The 19,263-nt window shown below is 70.9% G+C and carries 14 protein-coding genes and 2 pseudogenes; 9 read left to right on the forward strand and 7 right to left on the reverse strand.

Annotated elements, in window-relative coordinates; all coding sequences use genetic code 11:
• Positions 1-155 precede the first annotated feature (155 nt).
• From ACZ6S6_RS29775 to ACZ6S6_RS29785, 3 genes are all read left to right on the forward strand, one after another.
• Positions 156-3,323 (forward strand): lantibiotic dehydratase, encoded by a 3,168-nt coding sequence (locus ACZ6S6_RS29775; RefSeq protein WP_469707771.1) that lies wholly within the window; start codon positions 156-158, stop codon positions 3,321-3,323.
• Positions 3,324-3,366: 43 nt separating this feature from the next.
• Positions 3,367-4,728 carry a lanthionine synthetase C family protein gene (locus ACZ6S6_RS29780; protein ID WP_469707773.1) on the forward strand — a complete coding sequence of 454 codons (1,362 nt, stop codon included), beginning with the start codon at positions 3,367-3,369 and terminating at the stop codon, positions 4,726-4,728.
• Positions 4,729-4,836: 108 nt separating this feature from the next.
• Positions 4,837-6,744 carry an FAD/NAD(P)-binding protein gene (locus ACZ6S6_RS29785; protein WP_469707775.1) on the forward strand — a complete coding sequence of 636 codons (1,908 nt, stop codon included), beginning with the start codon at positions 4,837-4,839 and terminating at the stop codon, positions 6,742-6,744.
• Between the two features lie 42 nt (positions 6,745-6,786).
• Here the strand turns inward: ACZ6S6_RS29785 and ACZ6S6_RS29790 are convergent, their stop codons facing one another.
• Positions 6,787-7,317, reverse strand: a complete 531-nt coding sequence (locus ACZ6S6_RS29790; protein WP_469707777.1) for a MarR family winged helix-turn-helix transcriptional regulator — start codon at positions 7,315-7,317, stop codon at positions 6,787-6,789.
• A gap of 156 nt (positions 7,318-7,473) precedes the next feature.
• Between ACZ6S6_RS29790 and ilvA the strand changes: the two genes are divergently transcribed.
• The 3 genes from ilvA to ACZ6S6_RS29805 all read left to right on the forward strand — a co-directional run bounded on the left by ilvA (position 7,474) and on the right by ACZ6S6_RS29805 (position 10,745).
• Positions 7,474-8,703, forward strand: a complete 1,230-nt coding sequence (gene ilvA, locus ACZ6S6_RS29795) for a threonine ammonia-lyase (protein WP_362953867.1) — start codon at positions 7,474-7,476, stop codon at positions 8,701-8,703.
• A gap of 174 nt (positions 8,704-8,877) precedes the next feature.
• Entirely contained in the window at positions 8,878-9,885 is a 1,008-nt protein-coding gene (locus ACZ6S6_RS29800) for an ATP-binding cassette domain-containing protein (RefSeq protein ID WP_362953866.1), read from the forward strand.
• Entirely contained in the window at positions 9,882-10,745 is an 864-nt protein-coding gene (locus ACZ6S6_RS29805) for an ABC transporter permease (RefSeq protein ID WP_362953864.1), read from the forward strand. Before ACZ6S6_RS29800 ends, ACZ6S6_RS29805 begins: the two co-directional genes overlap by 4 nt.
• Positions 10,746-10,839: 94 nt before the next feature.
• On the opposite strand, the gene ACZ6S6_RS29810 is transcribed toward ACZ6S6_RS29805, so the two are convergent.
• Positions 10,840-11,238, reverse strand: coding sequence for a hypothetical protein (locus tag ACZ6S6_RS29810; protein WP_362953862.1), 399 nt, complete (start codon positions 11,236-11,238; stop codon positions 10,840-10,842).
• Positions 11,239-11,437: 199 nt separating this feature from the next.
• Between ACZ6S6_RS29810 and ACZ6S6_RS29815 the strand changes: the two are divergent.
• Positions 11,438-11,747 (forward strand): annotated as a pseudogene (locus ACZ6S6_RS29815) (ABC transporter permease); the annotation flags it as partial.
• A gap of 207 nt (positions 11,748-11,954) precedes the next feature.
• On the opposite strand, the gene ACZ6S6_RS29820 reads toward ACZ6S6_RS29815, so the two are convergent.
• From ACZ6S6_RS29820 to ACZ6S6_RS29830, 3 genes are all read right to left on the reverse strand, one after another.
• Positions 11,955-12,875 carry a pentapeptide repeat-containing protein gene (locus ACZ6S6_RS29820; protein WP_362953860.1) on the reverse strand — a complete coding sequence of 307 codons (921 nt, stop codon included), beginning with the start codon at positions 12,873-12,875 and terminating at the stop codon, positions 11,955-11,957.
• A 208-nt stretch (positions 12,876-13,083) separates the two neighbouring features.
• Positions 13,084-13,581 carry a transcription elongation factor GreA gene (greA, locus tag ACZ6S6_RS29825; RefSeq protein WP_362953859.1) on the reverse strand — a complete coding sequence of 166 codons (498 nt, stop codon included), beginning with the start codon at positions 13,579-13,581 and terminating at the stop codon, positions 13,084-13,086.
• A gap of 183 nt (positions 13,582-13,764) precedes the next feature.
• Positions 13,765-14,181, reverse strand: coding sequence for a DUF4307 domain-containing protein (locus ACZ6S6_RS29830; protein WP_362953857.1), 417 nt, complete (start codon positions 14,179-14,181; stop codon positions 13,765-13,767).
• A gap of 149 nt (positions 14,182-14,330) precedes the next feature.
• Here ACZ6S6_RS29830 and mca point away from each other — a divergent pair, with 149 nt between their 5' ends.
• Positions 14,331-15,212 carry a mycothiol conjugate amidase Mca gene (gene mca / locus ACZ6S6_RS29835; RefSeq protein ID WP_362953855.1) on the forward strand — a complete coding sequence of 294 codons (882 nt, stop codon included), beginning with the start codon at positions 14,331-14,333 and terminating at the stop codon, positions 15,210-15,212.
• Between the two features lies 1 nt (position 15,213).
• Complete coding sequence (locus tag ACZ6S6_RS29840; RefSeq protein WP_362953853.1) at positions 15,214-15,471, forward strand: hypothetical protein; 258 nt, start codon at positions 15,214-15,216, stop codon at positions 15,469-15,471.
• Between the two features lie 110 nt (positions 15,472-15,581).
• Here the strand turns inward: ACZ6S6_RS29840 and ACZ6S6_RS29845 are convergent, their stop codons facing one another.
• Together ACZ6S6_RS29845 and ACZ6S6_RS29850 are read right to left on the reverse strand one after the other, a co-directional pair.
• Positions 15,582-18,842: a tetratricopeptide repeat protein gene (locus ACZ6S6_RS29845; protein ID WP_469707782.1), complete on the reverse strand. Its 3,261-nt coding sequence runs from the start codon at positions 18,840-18,842 to the stop codon at positions 15,582-15,584.
• Positions 18,843-18,994: 152 nt separating this feature from the next.
• A pseudogene (locus tag ACZ6S6_RS29850) lies at positions 18,995-19,177 on the reverse strand (Uma2 family endonuclease); the annotation flags it as partial.
• Between the last annotated feature and the right edge of the window lie 86 nt (positions 19,178-19,263).

Genomic DNA, 19,263 nt, shown 5'->3' on the forward strand with positions numbered 1-19,263 from the left:
CTCGGCGACTCTCGGCGACTCCCGTTTATTCAGAGACACCTCATCTGGAAAGGTGCGCGGCAGTGGAGCACGAGTCTCCTTTCTCAAGCGCCGGCTTCGCTCTGCTCAGGGCGCCGGCGCACGCGGCGTGCCGGGCGGCGGATACCCACGTCGATGTGCGGGACGGCAGCCCTGAGGAGCCGGAACGGCTGGTGGAGTTCATGTGCCGCCTGGCCGACGACTCCGAACTGCGTGAGGCGGTCGCGGTCTCCAGCCTGCCGTTGGCGCGCCAGTGGGACGCCATCGTCGCCGGCACCCGGACCTTCGGGATCACACAACTGCGGCGTACAGCACGGTCCCTGACGGCTTATCGGCTACGGATGGCCACGCGGCCCACACCGTTCGGGCTGATGGCGGGTGTGGCGGTGGCCGAGTTCGCCGACGAGCCGGAGGAGACCACGGCGCGTTTCGGCACCCGGCACCGGCGTGCGGCGCGGCCGGAGCTCGGGTGGCTCCTGGCGCTTGTCTCCGAGTGGGAGCGCCGGCCGGAGGTTCTGCGGGGGTTGCGCGTGACGGTCAACAACCTGTGCTTCACGCGCGGCGGGCGGCTCGTCCTCCCTTACGTATGCCATGCCCCGTCCGATGCCGGCGGGAAGGCCGATACCGGTGGGAAGGCCGATGCCGGCGCGGGCGAGGTCAGTGTGCGGCACACCGCTCCGGTGCGGGAAGCGGTGAAACGGGCCCAGTCCCCCGTGCGGTGCGGGGAGCTCTGCGACGCGTTGATGCGCGCCTTCCCCCAGGCGACCCGGGCGGTCATCGAGCGCATGCTGGTCGGGCTGGTCGAGCGCGAGATCCTCCTGACCGAGCTGCGACCGCCCATGGACGCCACCGATCCCCTCGGGCACGTCCTGCGGACGCTGGCCGGTACGGAGCCGCAGGCAGTACTCCCGGAGCTCGCTGAACTACAGGCCGTGGCAAGGGATCTGGACGCCTACATGGCCACCCCGGCAGGGGAGGGGCGCGCTGCCTGGGACCAGGTCACCCGCCGTATGGCGCGGCTGCGGAAGGACGACCGTCTCGTGCAGGTCGACCTGTCGCTGGATGCCGATGTGCGGCTGCCGCCCTCGGTGGCCGCGGAGACCGAACGGGTCGCGCACCTGCTGTGGCGTCTCTCCCCCGAAGCGCCCGCCCAGTCGGCGGAGGTGGCCTACCACGGGGAGTTCCTGGAGCGTTTCGGAACGAGCCAAGCCGTCCCCGTCCGTGAGGTACTCGACCCCGATGCCAGCCTGGGGGCACCGTACGGATACCGGCATCCGCCCAGCCACCGCTCTTCCCCGCCGAGGCAGGAACCCGACGTCGGGCGGAACCGTCTGCTGCTCGCACTGGCTCAGGACACCCTGATGTCCGGGGCGCCCGAAGCCGTCCTCGACGACGACCACCCCCTCGTCACGGGCCTCGCCAAGGACACCGGCACGCCTCCGGCGTCCCTGGAGATGTTCACCGAATTGCTGGCCGACTCACAAGCCGCTCTGGAGGCGGGCGATTTCCGGCTCGTGGTGTCGCAGGGCGGCTATTCGCGGGGGGCCACGTTCGGGCGGTTCACCCACCTGCTTCCCGACCGGACCCGCTCGGCACTGGCCGCCTTCGCCGCGACGCCGTCCGACGGGCGGGAACTCTGCGCCCAGGTGCTGTACCGGACGAGCAAGGGCCGCGGCGCCAACGTCGCACAGACACCTCGGCTGCTCGATCACGAGATCCCCGTCGCCGTCTACGCCGACCGCACGGCGTCCGGCATCCTCGACCTGGACGACATCGGAGTCCGCGCCGACCTGGAACAGCTGTGGCTGGTACGGCTGAGTGACGGTTCGACGATCCTCCCCGCCTCCCTGCACTGGCTCGACGTCCGCACGTACGCGCCCAACACGGCTCGCTTCCTGTGCGCCGCCGGCCGGGGCTGGGGACACCGCTCCTGGCAGCCGTGGGACTGGGGAGCCGCCTCTGACCTGCCGCACACGCCCCGTGTGCGCTACGGGCGCAGCATCCTGGTCCCCGCCCGCTGGCGAGCCCCCGCCTCCGTGCTCGACGAGGACGCCCCGTTCGAGCGATGGGCCGGGGAGGTCGCACGGTGGCGGGAGCGCAGCCGGGTCCCGGACCGCCTGATGCTCTCCTTCGCCGACCAGGCGATGGAGCTGGACCTCACACAGCCGCAGCACCTGCGGCTCTTCCGCCACCAGCTGGGCCGCCGCCCCCGGAGCGAACTGTCCGAGGTGCTCGCCCCGTCCGGAACGGACAACGGCTGGCTGCATGGGAGCGGGGGCGCGCACCGGGCCCAACTCGTCTTCCCGCTCGCACGCCGTACGCGGCAGCCCCCCGCGCCGGCCCGGGATCCTGAGCGCACGGTCCGGAACCGCGACGACCGCCCGCAGGGCCCGGCCGAGCACCTGCCGGGCGGCGAGTGGCTGTACGCCTCGGTGTACTGCGCCACCGAGCGGCACAACGACCTGCTGATCAGCCACCTGCCGCGGCTGACCGCCGCTCTGCCCCCTGAGGTCGATCGCTGGTTCTTCATCCGCTACCGCGATCCCGACCCGGTACTGCGGCTGCGTTTCCACAGTTCCTCGCAGGCGCTCCGGGAATCCGTGCTGCCCGGCCTGCACGCCTGGGCTGCCGATCTCCGCGCCCACCGCCTCATCCGCCGGCTCTCGCTGGACACCTACGAACCGGAACTGGCGCGGTACGGCGGGCCCGGCGCGATCGACACGGCCGAACGCGCCTTCCACGCCGACAGCCAGGCGGCCATCGATGTCCTGACCCTCATGGAGAGCGGGCGGCTGACACTCGAACCGGTCCTCGTCGCCGCGCTCGGTTACGTCGACCTCCTGCGCCGCTTCCACGACAGCGCCGACACCGGGGACGGCGCCGAACCGTCCTGGATCGACGGGCTGCTGCGGGCCTTCCCCAAGGGCGAGAAGCACAGGGAGTTCCAGAGCCGCCGCCGCCAGGCCCTCGACGTGATCAACCCGTACGACCACCAGGTCCGGCCCTCCTCGTATCCGGGCGCGGACGCCCTCGCGGCGGTGTGGGAACGCCGGTCCGCGGCGATGACGGCCTACGGCCGGACTCTGCGGGGGCTGGGAGCAGGGAGTTGGACCGCGCCGGAAGACGTATGGCCCTCCCTGTTCCACATGCACCACAACAGGCTGCTGGGCGTCGACCCGAACACCGAAGCCGCCTCGCTCGCCATCGCCCGCGGCGCTGTGCAGGCACACCGGGACCGGCGCCACAACGCCGATCGGCCACGGAGCCGGCCTGTCGTAGCGGCGACAGGCCGCGTCAGCCCGTGACCCCGTACAGAACGACCGTCAACACCAAGCAAGAGGGACAGTGATGACGACCTACCCCACCGTGGCAACCGCCGTGTCCGACCCGCTGCGCGAACGCGCGGGAAACATCGTGACCGACCTCGCCGAGCGGCTCGCAGACCCCGAAGAGGTGTCCCGCGTGGCCCATTCGGCCGGCAACCGTGACGTATATCCCGGCGGACACGCCGCAGCGCTCCCCTGGACAGGGCTCAATCTCGGAGAGGGCCACGCGGGGCTGGCCGTGGTGTACGGCGCGCTGTCCCACACCGCGCCCGAACTCCGCACGACAGCCCACGCCTACCTCACCGCTGCGGCCCGGGACCTCCCGGCGGGCAGAGGCGAGGCGCTGTACGGCGGGGCGACGCCGCTTGCCTTCGCCGCACTGGTGGCCCGGCGAACACCCGAGGACTATGCCGGGCTGGTGGACCGGCTCGACGAACGGGTGACCGCGTATCTGCGGAGCCGGCTCGCTCAGGAGCGGGAACGCCTCGACGCCGGGCGCGCCGGTGTCTCCGTGAGCGTGTTCGACGTCATCGGCGGGGTCAGCGGGCTGGGGCGCTACCTCATGGAACGGGCCCCCCACCACCAGGACCTGCTGGCGGAGACGCTCTCCTACCTGGTGCGCCTCACCCGGCCGACCGAGGCCAACGGCCATTCCGTCCCCGGCTGGTGGGATGCCCAGCCCCCCGGCCTCTACGACCATCCACGATTCGCCCACGGACATTTCAACCTCGGTCTCTCGCACGGCATTACCGGCGCGCTCGCCCTGCTCGCCCTGGGCTGGGAGGCCGGCGTTCGCGTTCCGGGACATGCGGAGGCCATCGCCGGCATCGTCGAGCACCTGGTGGCCTGGCGTCTGGGGGGCGGCCTGTGGCCCAGCTCGCTGGGGTTCGAGGAGTTCCTTGCCGGACCGGACGCCCCGCGCGACCCCAAGGAGACCATCCTCGCCTGGTGCTACGGCACGCCGGGCGTGGTCCGAGCGCTCTACCTCGCCGGGCGCGCCCTCGACCGTCCGGACTGGCGGGAGACGGCTGTGCGGTCGCTGGACGAGGCCCTCGACTTCCGGCATGCCCGTATCACCGACTGTTCTCTGTGCCACGGGTGGGCCGGACTGCTCCACGTCACCTGGCGGATGGTCCGGGACAGCGGAGACGCACGCCTCGCCCGGCGTCTGACGGAGCTCGCCCAGCCGCTCGTCGCGGCCTACGACCCGGAGCTGCCCTTCGGCTTCTACTACGAACGCCCCGTGACCCGACCGGGCGTTCGGCTGGCGCCGCACCGTGCCGGCTTCCTCGAAGGCGCCGGCGGAGCGGTCCTGGCCCTGCACACCTACGCCACCGACAGCGAGCCCCCGGGCAACTGGGACGCGGCGCTCCTCCTCAACTGAACACCAGGAAGACGCACCACACGCACCGCACGCACCACACGCACCGCACAGAACCCCGGAACCACAGAACCACAGAACCACAGAACCCCGGAACCACGGAGCCTCACGTTGGAGCCCTACGACGCCGACTGCCGCGGGCCGTCCCGGGTCCCGTCCCTCGTCGTGGTGGGGGCGGGCCCCCGAGGCACCGGCTTCCTGGAGCGCGTGGCCGCCAACGCGCCCGGCCTCTACGGCGGCCGGCGGCTCGACATCCACCTGGTCGACCCGTATCCGCCCGGCGGCGGCCGCAACTGGCACTGTGCGCAGTCCCCACTGCTGTGGATGAACTCTGTGGCTCAGGACGTCACCATGTACACCGACGACTCGGTGCCCATGGACGGGCCGGTACGGCACGGACCCACGCTCTACGAATGGGCACGTGACATCCACAGCGGCCGGGCGCGCCTCCCCGCCGGCATCGAACGGTCCGAGTCCGCGGGTGTGGCCCGGACACTCCGTACCGAGCTGGGCACGCTCGCCCCGCGGGACTTCGCCGGCCGACGCGTGCAGGGCGCCTACCTGCGCTGGGTGTACGAACAGGTGGTGGCCTCCATGCCGCCGGGTATCAGCGTGCACTGGCATCCCACGACCGCCGTGCGTGTCATGGAACCGGGCCAGGGCCGTCAGAGCGTCCGGCTGGCCGGCCGTCGCGAACCGCTGCCCGCCGACGTCCTGGTCCTGGCGCTGGGTCATCTTGAGGGCGAACTGGACACGGAACACGCACAGTTGCGCGCGTTCGCGGACAGGCACGGTCTGTTCTTCCTGCCGCCCGACTTCACCGCGGAGACCGATCTCTCCGGCCTGCCTGCGGGGGAACCGGTCATCGCTCGCGGCATCGGGCTCGCTTTCGTCGACCTGATGGCCCTCCTCACAGAGGGACGCGGCGGTTACTACTCGGGCAGCGCCCAGGATGACGAGGGCGAGCTCATCTACCACCCCTCCGGGAAGGAACCGGTCCTGCACGTCGGTTCCCGGCGCGGTGTCCCCTACCACCCGAAGGCCGGCTACGACCTGACCGGCGCGTGGCCGCCACTGCCCCGCTTCCTCGGGCCCGCACAGGCGGACGAGCTGCTGAACCGTCCGACGCCGCCCGACCACCGGCGGGACGTCAGGCCACTCATCGGCAAGGAACTCGGCTTCGCCCACTACCACTTCCTCTTCACCCGCCGCCCCGAACGCACCCGTGGTGGCTGGACCGGCTTTGAGCACCGGTACGCGGTGGCCGGCCCCGGCAGCCCGGAAATGGAGGCCCTGCTCGCCGCTGCCGTCCCCGACCCCGCCGACCGGTTCAGCCTCGAAGCCCTCGACAGCCCGCTGAGCGGCCTGCGCCTCCCCTCGCACGACGCACTTCAGGACCACCTGCGGGACTACATCCGTGCGGATCTCGGCCGCACACACGACCCGGCGGGAAACCCGGGCATCCCCGTCTACATGGGTTTGCTCTCCCTCGCCCGGCAACTCGTGCGCCTCGGCGAAGCCGGCGACCCGGACGGCAGCTGGTTCGGACTGCTCAGCTCGTTCGCCTGCGGTCCTCCTCCGCCCCGGCTCCGCCAACTGCTCGCTCTCTCGCGGGCCGGAGTCGTCCGCTTCCTCGGTCCGGGGATGACTGTCGAGGCAGACGAGGAGCGCGGCGTCTTCCGGGCGGGGAGCCCCAGCGTGCCCGGCGCGCAGGTGACGGCGCGGGCCCTGGTGGAGGCCAGGCTGCCCACCCCGCCCCCCGAGCGTGTCAGCAATCCGTTGCTGCGGAACCTGTACGAAGAGGGCGCCGTCACCGCCTCGGGCGCGGGGCTGGTCCGGGTCGGCCATGACGATGGCCGCCTTCTGACGCGTCACGGCGGCAGCCACCCGCGCCGATTCGCCCTCGGACCGTTCACCACCGCCCGGACCAGCGCCTTCGCGCCCCCGCACTCGGGCGGCCCCGCGTTCCGGCAGAACGACGCCGCCGCACGAGCCGCCCTGGCACTTCTGATTGCGTAGGTGGCGCGGGTGGCCCCGGCCATGGTCCGCCGCGGACGGGCCCTATCCCGCGGCGGGCGGCTGGTGCGCGCTCTGCCGGGCGGCCAGTGCCGCGTTGAAACGGGTGAGCAGCGCGCAGAACGTGTCGCGTTCCTCCTCGTCCCAGTCGCCCGTCACCTGCGACATCAGCTCGCGTCGCGAGGCCCGGACCTCGTCCAGCCGGGCCTGTCCGCGCGGGGACAGCTGGAGCACGACGGCCCGGCCGTCCTCCGGGTGCGAGGTCCGCTTGACCAGGCCGGTGTCCACGAGCGGTGCGACCTGGCGGGTCACGGTCGAGGAGTCGATCCCCATCCCGGCGGCCAGCGCCTTGACGCCCATGGGTCCTTCCCGGTCCAGCCGGTTGAGCAGCAGATACGCGGCCCGGTCCATGGAATTGCGCACCTGGCCGACCCCGCCGAGGCGGGTCTGCTCGGCACGGCGGGCGAAGACCGCCACCTGGTGCTGCAGAGTGTCGAGGAGGTGGTCGTGACCCGGATTTTCCGGGGTGGCGCCCCCGGAGGGAGACGCGGCAGTCGTCATGTCCTGAGGGGGCATGGCCGGGGGCTCTCTTCGTGCGGTGTCGGATGGGTGGGGGACAGAGTACGCGGCCCCGGGGCAACGCGTACCAGCGCTGCACAAACCTGCGGACATCGGCGCAGGACGGCCCGGCTCGCGGCGGCCACAACCCCTTTCAGCTGCAAGACTTGCGGTATGAACTTCCCGCCGCCCACCCAGTTTCCCCCGCTGATCCTCGATGACATCAAGGGGGCGCAGAAGATGCTCGCCGGCGTCTCCAGGGTCACCGCGATGGAGGGCAGCCGCCATCTGACCGGCCTCGTGGGCGCTCCCGTCCGGTTCAAGTGCGAGAACCTTCAGCGCACCGGCTCGTTCAAACTGCGGGGCGCGTACGTACGGATCGCCGGGCTGTCCCCGGTGGAACGGGCGGCGGGCGTGGTGGCCGCGAGCGCCGGAAACCATGCGCAGGGTGTCGCGCTCGCGTCTGCGCTGCTCGGCGTACGGGCGACGGTCTTCATGCCGGTCGGGGCGCCGCTGCCGAAGGTCGCCGCGACGCGTGAGTACGGGGCGCGGGTGCGGCTGCACGGCCATGTCGTCGACGAGACGCTGGCCGCGGCGCAGGAGTACGCGCGGGAGACCGGCGCGGTCTTCATCCACCCCTTCGACCACCCGGACATCATCGCCGGGCAGGGCACGGTGGGCCTGGAGATCCTGGAGCAGTGCCCCGAGGTGCGCACCATCGTCGTCGGGATCGGCGGCGGGGGGCTCGCCGCGGGGATCGCCGTGGCGGTGAAGGCGGTCCGCCCCGATGTGCGGATCGTCGGCGTGCAGGCGGCGGGCGCGGCCGCCTACCCGCCCTCGCTGGCCGCCGGCCACCCGGTGTCGATCGGCTCGCTCCAGACGATGGCGGACGGCATGAAGGTGGGGCGGCCGGGCGACGTACCGTTCCCCCTGATCAGGGATCTGGTCGACGAGATCCGTACGGTCTCCGAGGACGAGCTGTCCAGTGCGCTGCTGCTCTGCCTGGAGCGGGCGAAGATGGTCGTGGAGCCGGCCGGGGCGAGCCCGGTGGCCGCCCTGCTGAGCGACCCGAGGTCGTTCCGCGGGCCGGTGGTGGCGCTGCTGTCCGGCGGCAACGTGGACCCGCTGCTGATGCAGCGCATCCTGACCCACGGCATGTCGGCGGCCGGCCGGTATCTGAGCCTGCGGCTGCGGCTGACGGACCGCCCCGGCGCGCTGGCGACGATGCTCGCCGTGCTCTCGGTGGCCGATGCCAACGTCCTGGACGTGAGCCATGTGCGCACCGATCCCCGGCTGGGCCTCACCGAGGCCGAGGTGGAGCTGCATCTGGAGACGAAGGGCCCGGAGCACTGCGCGGAGGTCGCAGCGGCGCTCCGCGACGCGGGCTACCTGGTGTTGAACTGAGCCACTCCGCTGCCCTGTGAACCGAACCTTGTGTGTCGCGATGTATCGCGTTACTGTGCCATCGCCCGGCCCGATGGCGTACACGCGTTCGCTTCGTGTGTTCGCCGGGCGAGGCAAGACGGGCAAATCTAGGATCTGTGAGGAAGCCACCCAAACGCACTGGGGGAACCCCATATGCCAGGCGCCATATACGCCGAAGGTCTGGTGAAGACCTTCGGCGACGTCACCGCACTCGGCGGTGTCGACCTCGACGTGCCCGAGGGCACCGTCCTCGGACTTCTCGGCCCCAACGGCGCCGGCAAGACGACCGCCGTGCGTGTCCTGACGACGCTGCTCATGCCCGACAGCGGCAGCGCCTTCGTCGCGGGCATCGACGTACTGAAGAAACCCAACGAGGTACGGCGCTCGATCGGGCTCTCCGGCCAGTTCGCCGCCGTCGACGAGTACCTGACCGGCCGCGAGAACCTCCAGATGGTCGGCCAGCTCTACCAGATGAGCCGGCGCGACGCGAAGGTCCGGGCGGGGGAGCTGCTGGATCGGTTCCACCTCGCCGACGCGGCCGACCGCCCCGCCAAGACGTACTCCGGCGGCATGCGCCGCCGTCTCGACCTCGCGGCGGCCCTCGTCGTCGCCCCGCCGGTCATGTTCATGGACGAGCCGACCACCGGCCTCGACCCGCGCAACCGGCAGCAGCTCTGGGAGGTCATCGAGGAGCTCGTGGCAGGCGGTACGACGCTGCTGCTGACCACGCAGTACCTGGAGGAGGCCGACCGTCTCGCCCATGACATCTGCGTGATCGACCACGGCCTCGTCATCGCCCGCGGCACCTCCGACCAGCTCAAGGCCCGCATCGGCGGCGAGCGCGTCGAGGTCGTGGTCCACCAGCCCGACCAGGTCGAACCGGCCCGCGCCGCCCTCGGCCACCTGGGCAAGGGCGAGGTCGCGGTCGTCCCGCACATGCGCAAACTGACCGTCCCGGTCGACGGCGGGGCCAAGCTCCTCGCCGAGATCATCCGCGACCTCGACGCCCGAGGGGTGGAGATCGACGACATCGGGCTGCGCCGCCCCACCCTCGACGACGTGTTCATCTCCCTCACCGGCCACGCGGCCGAAGAGCAGAAGAACGACGGGGACGGGGCGGCGGCGCAGTCCGTCGCAGCCGGGACGGAGGCGGAGAAGTGAGCGCACTCACCGAGACGGCGACGGCCCCCGCCCCACGGTCCGGCGGCGGCATCGGCCAGGCCGTACGCGACTCCCTGGTCATCGCCCGCAGGAACCTGATTCGGATGACCAGGATTCCCGAGATGCTCCTTTTCGGGGTCATCCAGCCAGTTATGTTCGTGGTGCTGTTCACCTACGTCTTCGGCGGCTCGATCAGCATCGGCGGCTCCACCGACCCGCAGCTGTACAAGGAATTCCTGATGGCGGGCATCTTCGCCCAGACCGTCACCTTCGCCACCGCGGGCGCCGGCGCGGGCATCGCCGACGACATGCACAAGGGGCTCATCGACCGCTTCCGGTCGTTGCCGATGGCCCGGGGCGCGGTCCTCACCGGACGGACGCTCGCCGACCTCGTGCAGACCAGCCTCACGCTCGTCGTCCTCGCGGGAGTCGCCCTGATCGTCGGCTGGCGGACCCACGAGAACATCGGGAAGGTGCTCTGTGGCTTCCTGCTGCTGCTCCTGCTGGGCTACGCGTTCTCCTGGATCGGCGCCCTGATCGGCCTGTCGGTACGGACCCCGGAGGCGGCGACCTCCGGCGGGCTCATCTGGCTGTTCCCCCTGACGTTCATCTCGAACGCCTTTGTGCCGGTCACCGGTATGCCGGCGTTCCTTCAGCATGTCGCCGAGTGGAACCCGTTCAGTGCCACTGTGGCGGGCGCCCGTGAACTCTTCGGGAACACGATGCCGGGCGTCCCGAAGACGGTCACCGGTGCGTGGCCGATGGAGCACCCGATCTGGGCCTCGATCATCTGGTCCGTGCTGATCATCGCTGTCTTCCGGGCGCTGGCGGTGCGCAAGTACCGCTCGGCGGCGAACTGAGCCCAAATCCAGGCCGCGTCCGGCGCGAATCAGAAGAACAGCAAGAGGCCCGGAGCACGGCAAGCAAGCTCCGGGCCTCCTTCTGCCTGTGGCGTCAGCAGAACAGCTTGTACTTGGTGCTGCCCGTCCACTTGCTCTTCCCGTCATAGACCACGGCGGCATACGTGGTCATGTTGCCGCAAGCCGGCTTCGGAGTGGAAACACTGAACGTGCCGGCGTTGAGAGACTCGCATCCGGACGCGACCGTGATGTCGGGGTAGTACGGGTGCTGCGTGTTGAGGTAGACGCAGAGCTTTGTGCCGACCGGATTGGGTCCCCACAGGGTCGCCGAGGCGTAAACCCTGCCGCCGGACAGATAGGGGACGTTGGCCTGGGCGGTCACCTGGGCACCGGCTTGGGCCGAGAAGGCCGTGCCCATCACCAGAGTCGCCGCTGCCGCGCCCGTTCCGAGCACCTTCGTCAATATTTTGATCAGGATCAACCCCTCGTGCATCGATGACCTCTTTGTGCTCGATCAGGCCCTGACGCTATAGAGGGTGGCCAGGTGAGAACAGAGGATTTCTGGCCCCGGACAGAGTGGTATGGGTGAATTCGGAGTCAAGTGGAAGGAGTTGAGTATTCGAGCGCGTTCGAATACTGCTCTGCTTTGATCGTAAAGTTCTCCTGAGCCGTTCGAGCATGCGTGGTTATAAGTGGAATCGCCAGAGGCCGCTACCTCGGGCGGACGGATCTGGCTGTTTCCGGTCTCCTTCATCTCGAACGCCTTCGTTGACTCAAGCGTGATGGCCTCCTGACTCCAGCCGATCGCGGGCTGGAACCCGTTCAGTGCCACCGTCCAGACGTGCCGCGTGCTGTTCGGGAACCCGGGCGTCTCCCACTCCGACGCCTGGCCGATGCGGCATCCCGTCTGGGCCTCGCTGATCCGGCTCCGTCGTCATCATCGCGGCCTTCCGCACGCCGGCGGTCCGCAGGTACCGGCTGACGGCCAACCGAGCGCCGTGAGTTGAGGCCCCCATCAGGCAACCCCCGGTGGGGGCTTCGTCGTTACCCGGAAGGGCATACCCTGACAAGGAGGTGACTCGCTGTCGTCGCTGTCCGAGGAAGCCGGTTTGTCCGTCGATGTGGTCCGCAAGGCCGAGCAGGGCGGGAACGCCCAGGCCGAGGTGCTTCACATGCTCGCCCGAGCACTGGGCACCACCACATCGAGTGTCACGGGGCTGCTCGAATCGTGCTCTCCATCGCGAGGGGCAGCTTCGTCCCCGCATCGAGCACCGCCTCGCCCACCTGATCCGGAGTCAGGCTGATCGCTGTTGACAGGTCTGCCCTGAACAGGCCGGTTCCCTTGAGATGAGCTTCCTTGAGATGGGCGCCGCGTAGGTCGGCACCTTTCAGGCTGGCCCCTTCAAGGTGGGCGTGATCAAGCCACGCGCCATCGAGTCGGATCTCCCCCAGCCATGCCTTCTCCAGGTGGGCGCCGGTCAGGTTGGCTCCCTCCAGGCGCGCACCGGCGAGGCGTACGCGCTCCAGCCGGGCGCCCCGGAGGTCCGCTCCGCGTAGGTTTGTACGCCGCAGGTCTATGCGGAACGGCTCATCCAGCGGTGGCCGTCTTCCCAGAACCGTCAAGGCGGCCTGGACGGTCTCCTCCGGCTTCGCAGAGGAGACCGACTCTGTGTCGGGCGCCACCGGCGCCTGGTCCCGGACGAACGCGGCGAGGACCTCGACCACTGTGAGGTGGTCCTTGGCGGACTCCCGCATGATCCGCTCCAGAGCGTAGATACCGCCCAGGCGCTCGACTGTGCGCTGGGACGCAAGCAGCTTGATGGCTTCCACATAGTGGGCAGTCACCTGGCCGTCCCGGGCGATTTCGGCCTGCTCGCGGTCCCGGTTGCGAGTGTGTCGCAGCGTACGGTCGGTGTAGTAGAGGCCTGCCCCGGCGACCGCACCGGCGCCGAGGGCGACGAGTGTCGTGCGGAACCCCGTGATCACCACACCGTCGGCAGGTTGGAGATCCCGTTGACGGAGCCGATCGCCGTCCAGCCACCACGGGCCCTGCCACAACAGCAGGGCGTAGCCGACGAAGGCGGCGGCCAGCAGAGCAAGCACCAGGGCACGCGTTCGGCTCCATTTCATACGCAGGAGCATGTCCTCGCAGGAGTGGCCGTACGCGTGACGTATCCCTCGCTTCGTCACCCGGTCCGCCGCGCCTCGCGGCTCACCCTCGACGTGACGGATGACTCATCACGCCGATGAGGACGGCGAGCGGCTGACCTGGAGCTGACGCACAGCACGACGAAGCCTCCCGCCCATCGGGCGGGAGGCTCCTTTCACTGTGCGGGGATCAGCCGGTGTACGGCTTCGCCGAAAGGATCTTCACCGTCGCGGTCTTGCCGTTCGGCAGCTCGTAGTCCGCGGTCTCGCCCATCTTCTTGCCGTTCACGCCCATGCCGAGCGGGGACTGCGGGGAATACGTCTCGATGTCGCCGCTCGCGTACTCACGGGAGGCCAGGAGGAAGGTCATCGTGTCGTCGTCATCGCCGTCGAAGGCGAGCGTCACGACCATGCCGGGCTCGACCACGCCGTCGTCCGCCGGCGGCTCGCCGACCTTCGCGTGTTCCAGGAGCTGGGTCAGCTGGCGCACCCGGAGCTCCATCTTGCCCTGCTCCTCCTTGGCCGCGTGGTACCCGCCGTTCTCACGCAGGTCCCCCTCCTCACGGGCCGCCGCGATCTTTACGGCGATCTCCGTGCGCGCGGGACCAGACAGGTGCTCCAGCTCGGCCTTCAGCTGGTTGTACGCCTCCTGCGTGAGCCAGGTGACGTTTTCGCTGGTCTGGGTCACAGGGTGCTCCTCGTCGGTACTGGGAATACAAAGCATCGCCCTACCCCGAAGCATGCGCTTCCACGGGTGGGCGAAACCACGAGCCTAACAATTCCCCAGGAAAAGGGGGAGAAGGTAACCGACCGCGAGTATCGAACCGCAGGTCAGCGCCGCCAATAGCGGGTCAGAAGGTGCGTGCGGCGGTCAATGCGACGCCCCGCCGTCGTCCGTGCAGCCCAGCAGCTCGACGCTGGTCGCCCTGGACGTCGTACGCAGGGAGAGGACGCGGTCGATCCGGCTGGTGTCCTCGTCGAAGCGGAAGTCCTTGCGGGCGACGTCGGTGCCGTCCTCGCGCTGCGAGCGGATCGTGCAGTAGCCCTTGGCGTCCCGGTCCTTGCGGACCTCCAGGTGCACCTCGACCCGGTCGTCCGAGACGACCTTGAACTTGATCACCTCGGCACTGACGCCCTGGCCTGCGATGTAGTCGTAACCGATCCAGCCGATCACGCCGAGCAGAGCAATGCCGAGCGCCGAGCCGATGATCTTGAGTTTGCGGTCCGCACGCTGGTCCGCTGAGCGGCCGTAGCGGTTCTCGGAGGGCGCTTCGCGCACCGCGGTCATGATCGTTCCTCCCGTACCGGGGATTGAGGAATTTTCCGCCCCCCGGTTCGGTCACTATAGAAGCCTCCACCCGCCACCCGACCGCCACCCCACACCGACGTCCCTGCGGGACGGCACCCTGATGGCGACCAATCACTGAGGATCGAGTCTTGACTGAGCAGCTTCGACTGATGGCCGTGCACGCCCACCCCGACGACGAGTCGAGCAAGGGCGCGGCCACCATGGCCAAGTACGTGTCCGAGGGGGTGGACGTGCTGGTAGTGACCTGCACGGGCGGTGAGCGCGGCTCCATCCTCAATCCGAAACTCCAGGGCGACGCGTACATCGAGGAGAACATCCACGAGGTCCGCAAGAAGGAGATGGACGAGGCCCGGGAGATCCTGGGCGTGAAGCAGGAGTGGCTCGGCTTCGTCGACTCCGGGCTGCCCGAGGGCGACCCGCTGCCGCCGCTGCCCGAGGGCTGCTTCGCGCTGGAGGACGCGGAGACGGCGGCGGGGCGTCTCGTCGCGAAGATCCGTGCGTTCCGGCCGCAGGTCATCACCACGTACGACGAGAACGGGGGCTACCCGCACCCCGACCACATCATGACCCACACGATCTCGATGATCGCCTTCGAGGGCGCGGCGGACGCCGAGCGGTTCCCCGAGGCGGAGTTCGGCCCGGTCTGGGCGCCGCGGAAGCTCTACTACAACCAGGGCTTCAACAAGCCGCGCACGGTCGCCCTGCACGAGGCGCTGCTGGCCCGTGGAATGGAGTCCCCGTACGCGGACTGGCTGGAGCGCTGGAAGGAGTTCGAGCGCGCCGAACGCACGCTGACCACGCATGTTCCGTGCGCGGACTTCTACGAGATCCGTGACAAGGCGCTCATCGCGCACGCGACGCAGATCGATCCGGAGGGCGGCTGGTTCCGGGTTCCGATGGACATCCAGCGGGAGGTCTGGCCGACCGAGGAGTACGAGCTGGCGAAGTCCCTCGTCGATACCTCCCTCCCCGAGAGCGACCTCTTCGCGGGCATCCGCGACAATGCCTGATATGTACGCGACTCAGGCACTGACGCACCTCGTCCCGCTCGCCGAGGAACTGGACAAGAACAAGGTGACCCCCGGGGTCCTCGGCTTCATTGTTTTCGCCGCGCTCGCCATCGGCGTGTGGCTGCTGATGAAGTCGATGAACCGGCACATGGGGAAGGTCGACTTCGAGGAGGCTCCGGAGGCGCCCGGCGATGCGGCGGCTGTGCCGGCCGCGGCCGGGGCCCCGGGTTCCGCGGGGTCCGCGAAGCGGGAGCAGTGAAGCGGGAGCAGTGAAGCGGGAGCAGTGAAGCAGTGGGGCGGGCGGGGCGGCGCCGGGGGACCGGTGGCCGCTCCGCCCTCGGGTGCCCGGCCTGATCCAAACGTAGGACCCTACGGCCTCGCCGGGATCGGTACGCCCATGATCTCCCGGGCGTGACGGGCCGGGGTCAGGCCCAGGCGCCAGGCCTGCCAGCCGTCCTCCAGGTCCACTCCGCGGTTCAGGACCACCCGGAACGCCTCCGCGCAGTCCTCCAGCCTGCCGTCCCGGGTCGGGTGGCCGGCCGCGATCAGGTCGGCGAGTTCCTGCTGCGCCACCACCGTGCCCACCTCGGTGCCGCCCGGTGACGCGTACGGCAGCAGCGTGCAGCGCAGGAAGCGGGCCCAGTCCGCGCCGCGCGCGTCGCCGTACGAGTCGAACAGCTCGGCCGCCTCACCGCACAGGTCCAGCGCCTGCGGCGCGCGATGGTTGCCCGCGTCGATCAGGGCCAGCTCCAGACACGTCCACGCCTCCCCGTGGGCGACCCCGATGCGCCGGAAGTCGGCCCGCGCGTCCACCAGGAGCTGGCGGGCGAAACCGGAGTTGCGCAGGTTGCCCGTCTGCGCGGCCCGCTGGTCGCGGGTGACCCGGCCCGAGTGGTGCCGGGCGCACGCAAGCCCGTACACGTCCCGCATCCGGGAGAACATCGTGCGGGACCGCTCCAGCTGCCGTACCGCCTGATCGGTGTCGCCGGTCTCCTCCAGGGCCTGGCCCAGGTAGTAGAGCGTCCACGCCTCGCCCCGCGCGTCCTCGTTGTCGCGGTGCCGGGACAGCGCCGCGTTCAGCTGCTCGACCGCGGGTGCCGGATCGCCGTCCAGCAGCCTGGCACGGGCCAGCTGGGTCAGCGCCCAGGCCTCGCCGCGCTCGTCGCGGGTGCGCCCGTACAGATCCAGGGCCGTACGCAGCGCGAGCTCGGCCCGCTCCACATCGCCCATCCGCAGCAGCACCTGACCCAGCTGGAACTGCGTCCAGGCCTCCCCGTGCAGCGACTCGCCCTCGCGGTGCAGGACCAGTGCCGTGTCCAGGAGCGCCAGCGCCTCGGCCGGGTGCGCCCGGTCGCGCTCCACCGCGGCCAGCGCGTGCAGCGACCAGGCCCGGTCCTCGGCCTGGTCCTCGGAGGTCTGCAGTTCGAGCGCCTCCCGCAGCCGCGCCGCCGCCTCCGTCAGATTGCCCTGGTGGTGCAGGGTGATGCCGAGCGAACAGAGCGCCAGCGCCGTACCCGAGTCGTTCTGCGCCTCGCGGTACAGGCCGACGACGGAGGACAGCGTGGTGCGGGCCTTGTCCAGCTCGCCGAGCTGGCGGGCCGCGATCCCGGTACGCCACTGCACCGACCGCTCCAGCAGCCCCTGGTCGACCGCCTGCGTCAGCTCGCTGATCTCGCCCAGCCGGTAGAGGTCGCCGCGCAGCAGGCAGTAGTCGCACAGCGCGCCCAGCAGATCGAGCACCGCCGACTGGTCGACGCCCTCGGCGTGCCGCAGCGCGGACGTGATGAAGCTCGACTCCTCGTCCAGCCAGCGCAGCGCCGCGTCCAGGGAGGTGAAGCCGTGCGAGCCGAACTGCCCGGCCCGGGTGGACATCTTGCCGTCCACCATCCGGATCACCGCACCGGCCAGCTCCGCGTAGTTGACGATCAGCCGCTCCTGCGCGGCCGTGCGCTCGGCCGGCTCCTCCTCGTCGAGCAGCCGGGCCAGGGCGAAGCCCCGTACGAGGTCGTGCAGCCGGTAGCGCGAACCGCGTACGTGGTCCAGCAGGCCCGCCCCGGACAGGTCGGTCAGCAGCCGCCCGGCCTCCTGCTCGTCGGCCGACAGCAGCGCGGCGGCCGCCGCGGCGCCCAGACTGGCCCGCCCGGCCAGCGCGAGCCGGCGCAGCAGCCGCCGGGCCTGCTCGGACTGGTCGGTGTAGCGCAGCCACAGCGCCCGCTCGACCGGTGGCACCGGGCCGTACGCGGCGAGATCGGCGGCCAGCGCGCCGGGGGTACGCGCCCCGAGCGAGGAACCCGCGATCCGCAGGGCCAGCGGCAGCCCGCCGCACAGTTCGGTGATCGCCTCGCTCGACGGGTAGTCGTACAGGCCCTGCCCCTCCTCCGGGGAGGCCTCGCGCAGCAGCTCCTCCGCGCCGGCCGGGTCCAGCGCCCCGACCTCCAGCTGATGCACCCATGCCGGGAGGGATCCGGGCAGGTCGAGCGGCTCGCGGGCGGTGACCAGGACGAGGCTGTCGGAGCGCTCCGGGATCAGCGTGCGGACCTGCTCCACGTCACTGGCGTCGTCGAGGACGATCGTCACCGGCGTCCCGGTCAGGTGCTGGTGGTACAGCTCGCTGAGCCGGCGCACCTGCTGCTCGGCGGAGGACCCGGCCGACCGGCCGGCGGAGCCCCCGTCCCGGAACAGCAGCTGCTCGCGGGGCGCCCCCAGCCGGTTGAGCAGATGGAGCAGCGCGTCACGGGTCGGCAGCGGCGGCTCGCCGTCCGCGCCGCCGCGCAGGTCCACCACGCACGCGCCCCGGAACTGGTCCTTCAGATCGTGCGCCGCCCGCACCGCGAGGGTGGTGCGCCCGGCGCCCGGCGGGCCGTGCAGCACGACCACGGTCGGCTTCGTCTCCGTCGACGCGCGTGCCGCGTGCACCCACTGGGCGATCCGCGCCAGCTCGGCCCGGCGCCCCGCGAACCGGGCCTCGGCCGAGGGGAGATGGCCGAACGACTGCTCAAGGAGCGAGCGCATCCGCGCTGCCGCGCTGCGGTCCCCGCCGCGCAGGGCCGGGGCCTTGCGGGCCTGTACGGCGGCGGCCTTCTTCGCCGGGGTACGGGACGAGGCGGTCAGCATCCGCTGCTGGTCGAGGAACGGCCGGATGCCCCGTACCTCCAGTGCCGTCAGCCACTGGAGCCGCAACTGCTCGGTACCGCCCGGCTGTCCGAGGGCGCCCGCCCGGCGGGACGCGGCCGGCCAGTGCGAAGCGGTGACCTTGGCGACCGTCGCGGTGGCGCCCGCGACCGCGACGACGGCCCCCGCGCCGAGCGCCAGGCCCGACGCCGTACCGAGCGCCAGATCCGCGCCGAAGGCGGCGGTCGCGGCAACTCCGGTGACCAGTAACGGCGTTCCGAGCGTCGCCCGGTTGAGCCGGTCCGCCAGCGGCGTCTGACCGGCCGCCGCCGCGTCGAGCGCCTGGACGTACGAGGCGTACTCCTCGGCCGCACCCGCCGCCATGGTGTCCAGGGCGCCCCGCGCACGCGTCATCAGCACGCCGGAGTCCGTCCGCCCGCCGGTGCGCCGCGCCTCTTCCTCCACGGCCCGCACCAACAGCCTCTCGGCATCAGCCCGGTGGCTGTCCCGCATCCGCATGAGTCCCCCTCGGTTCCCGCCCGTCGGCCGGACCGGCACCCGGCAGCACGGAGTACCAGTCTCCTGCCTCGGGCCGGTGTGCGACAGGGCGTCCGCGAGACTGCGCCGACAAGCGGTACGGGGGAGCGGGAGCAGGGCGCCGGCCGGCGTCGTCAGAGGGCACCCAGGTCGACCGTCACGGAGAAGGGCACGGCGGCCTTGACCGCGCCGGTGAACATCTCGCCGTCCCGGTAGGCCTTGGTGGCGGGGTCGAGGACGTACGTATAGACGATCGGGACGCCGGTGGCGGCCTGTTCGACCCGCCAGCAGAAGGGGATGCCGGCCTTGGCGTACTGTCCCGGCGCTGCCGGTTTCAGCCTACTGTCCCGTGCTGCCGGGGCGCCTGATGCGGAAGAGCGTGACGGGCGCCTCTCTTCTGCCT

The organism is Streptomyces sp. NPDC048671, from assembly GCF_055587045.1.

Excerpts from the sequence above, each read along its gene's own strand:
- ACZ6S6_RS29780 (WP_469707773.1), top strand. The coding sequence starts at position 3,367 with ATGACGACCTACCCCACCGTGGCAACCGCCGTGTCCGACCCGCTGCGC.
- ACZ6S6_RS29790 (WP_469707777.1), bottom strand. The coding sequence starts at position 7,317 with ATGCCCCCTCAGGACATGACGACTGCCGCGTCTCCCTCCGGGGGCGCC.
- ilvA (WP_362953867.1), top strand. The coding sequence starts at position 7,474 with ATGAACTTCCCGCCGCCCACCCAGTTTCCCCCGCTGATCCTCGATGAC.
- ACZ6S6_RS29800 (WP_362953866.1), top strand. The coding sequence starts at position 8,878 with ATGCCAGGCGCCATATACGCCGAAGGTCTGGTGAAGACCTTCGGCGAC.
- ACZ6S6_RS29810 (WP_362953862.1), bottom strand. The coding sequence starts at position 11,238 with ATGCACGAGGGGTTGATCCTGATCAAAATATTGACGAAGGTGCTCGGA.
- ACZ6S6_RS29820 (WP_362953860.1), bottom strand. The coding sequence starts at position 12,875 with ATGAAATGGAGCCGAACGCGTGCCCTGGTGCTTGCTCTGCTGGCCGCC.
- ACZ6S6_RS29830 (WP_362953857.1), bottom strand. The coding sequence starts at position 14,181 with ATGACCGCGGTGCGCGAAGCGCCCTCCGAGAACCGCTACGGCCGCTCA.
- ACZ6S6_RS29840 (WP_362953853.1), top strand. The coding sequence starts at position 15,214 with ATGTACGCGACTCAGGCACTGACGCACCTCGTCCCGCTCGCCGAGGAA.
- ACZ6S6_RS29845 (WP_469707782.1), bottom strand. The coding sequence starts at position 18,842 with ATGCGGATGCGGGACAGCCACCGGGCTGATGCCGAGAGGCTGTTGGTG.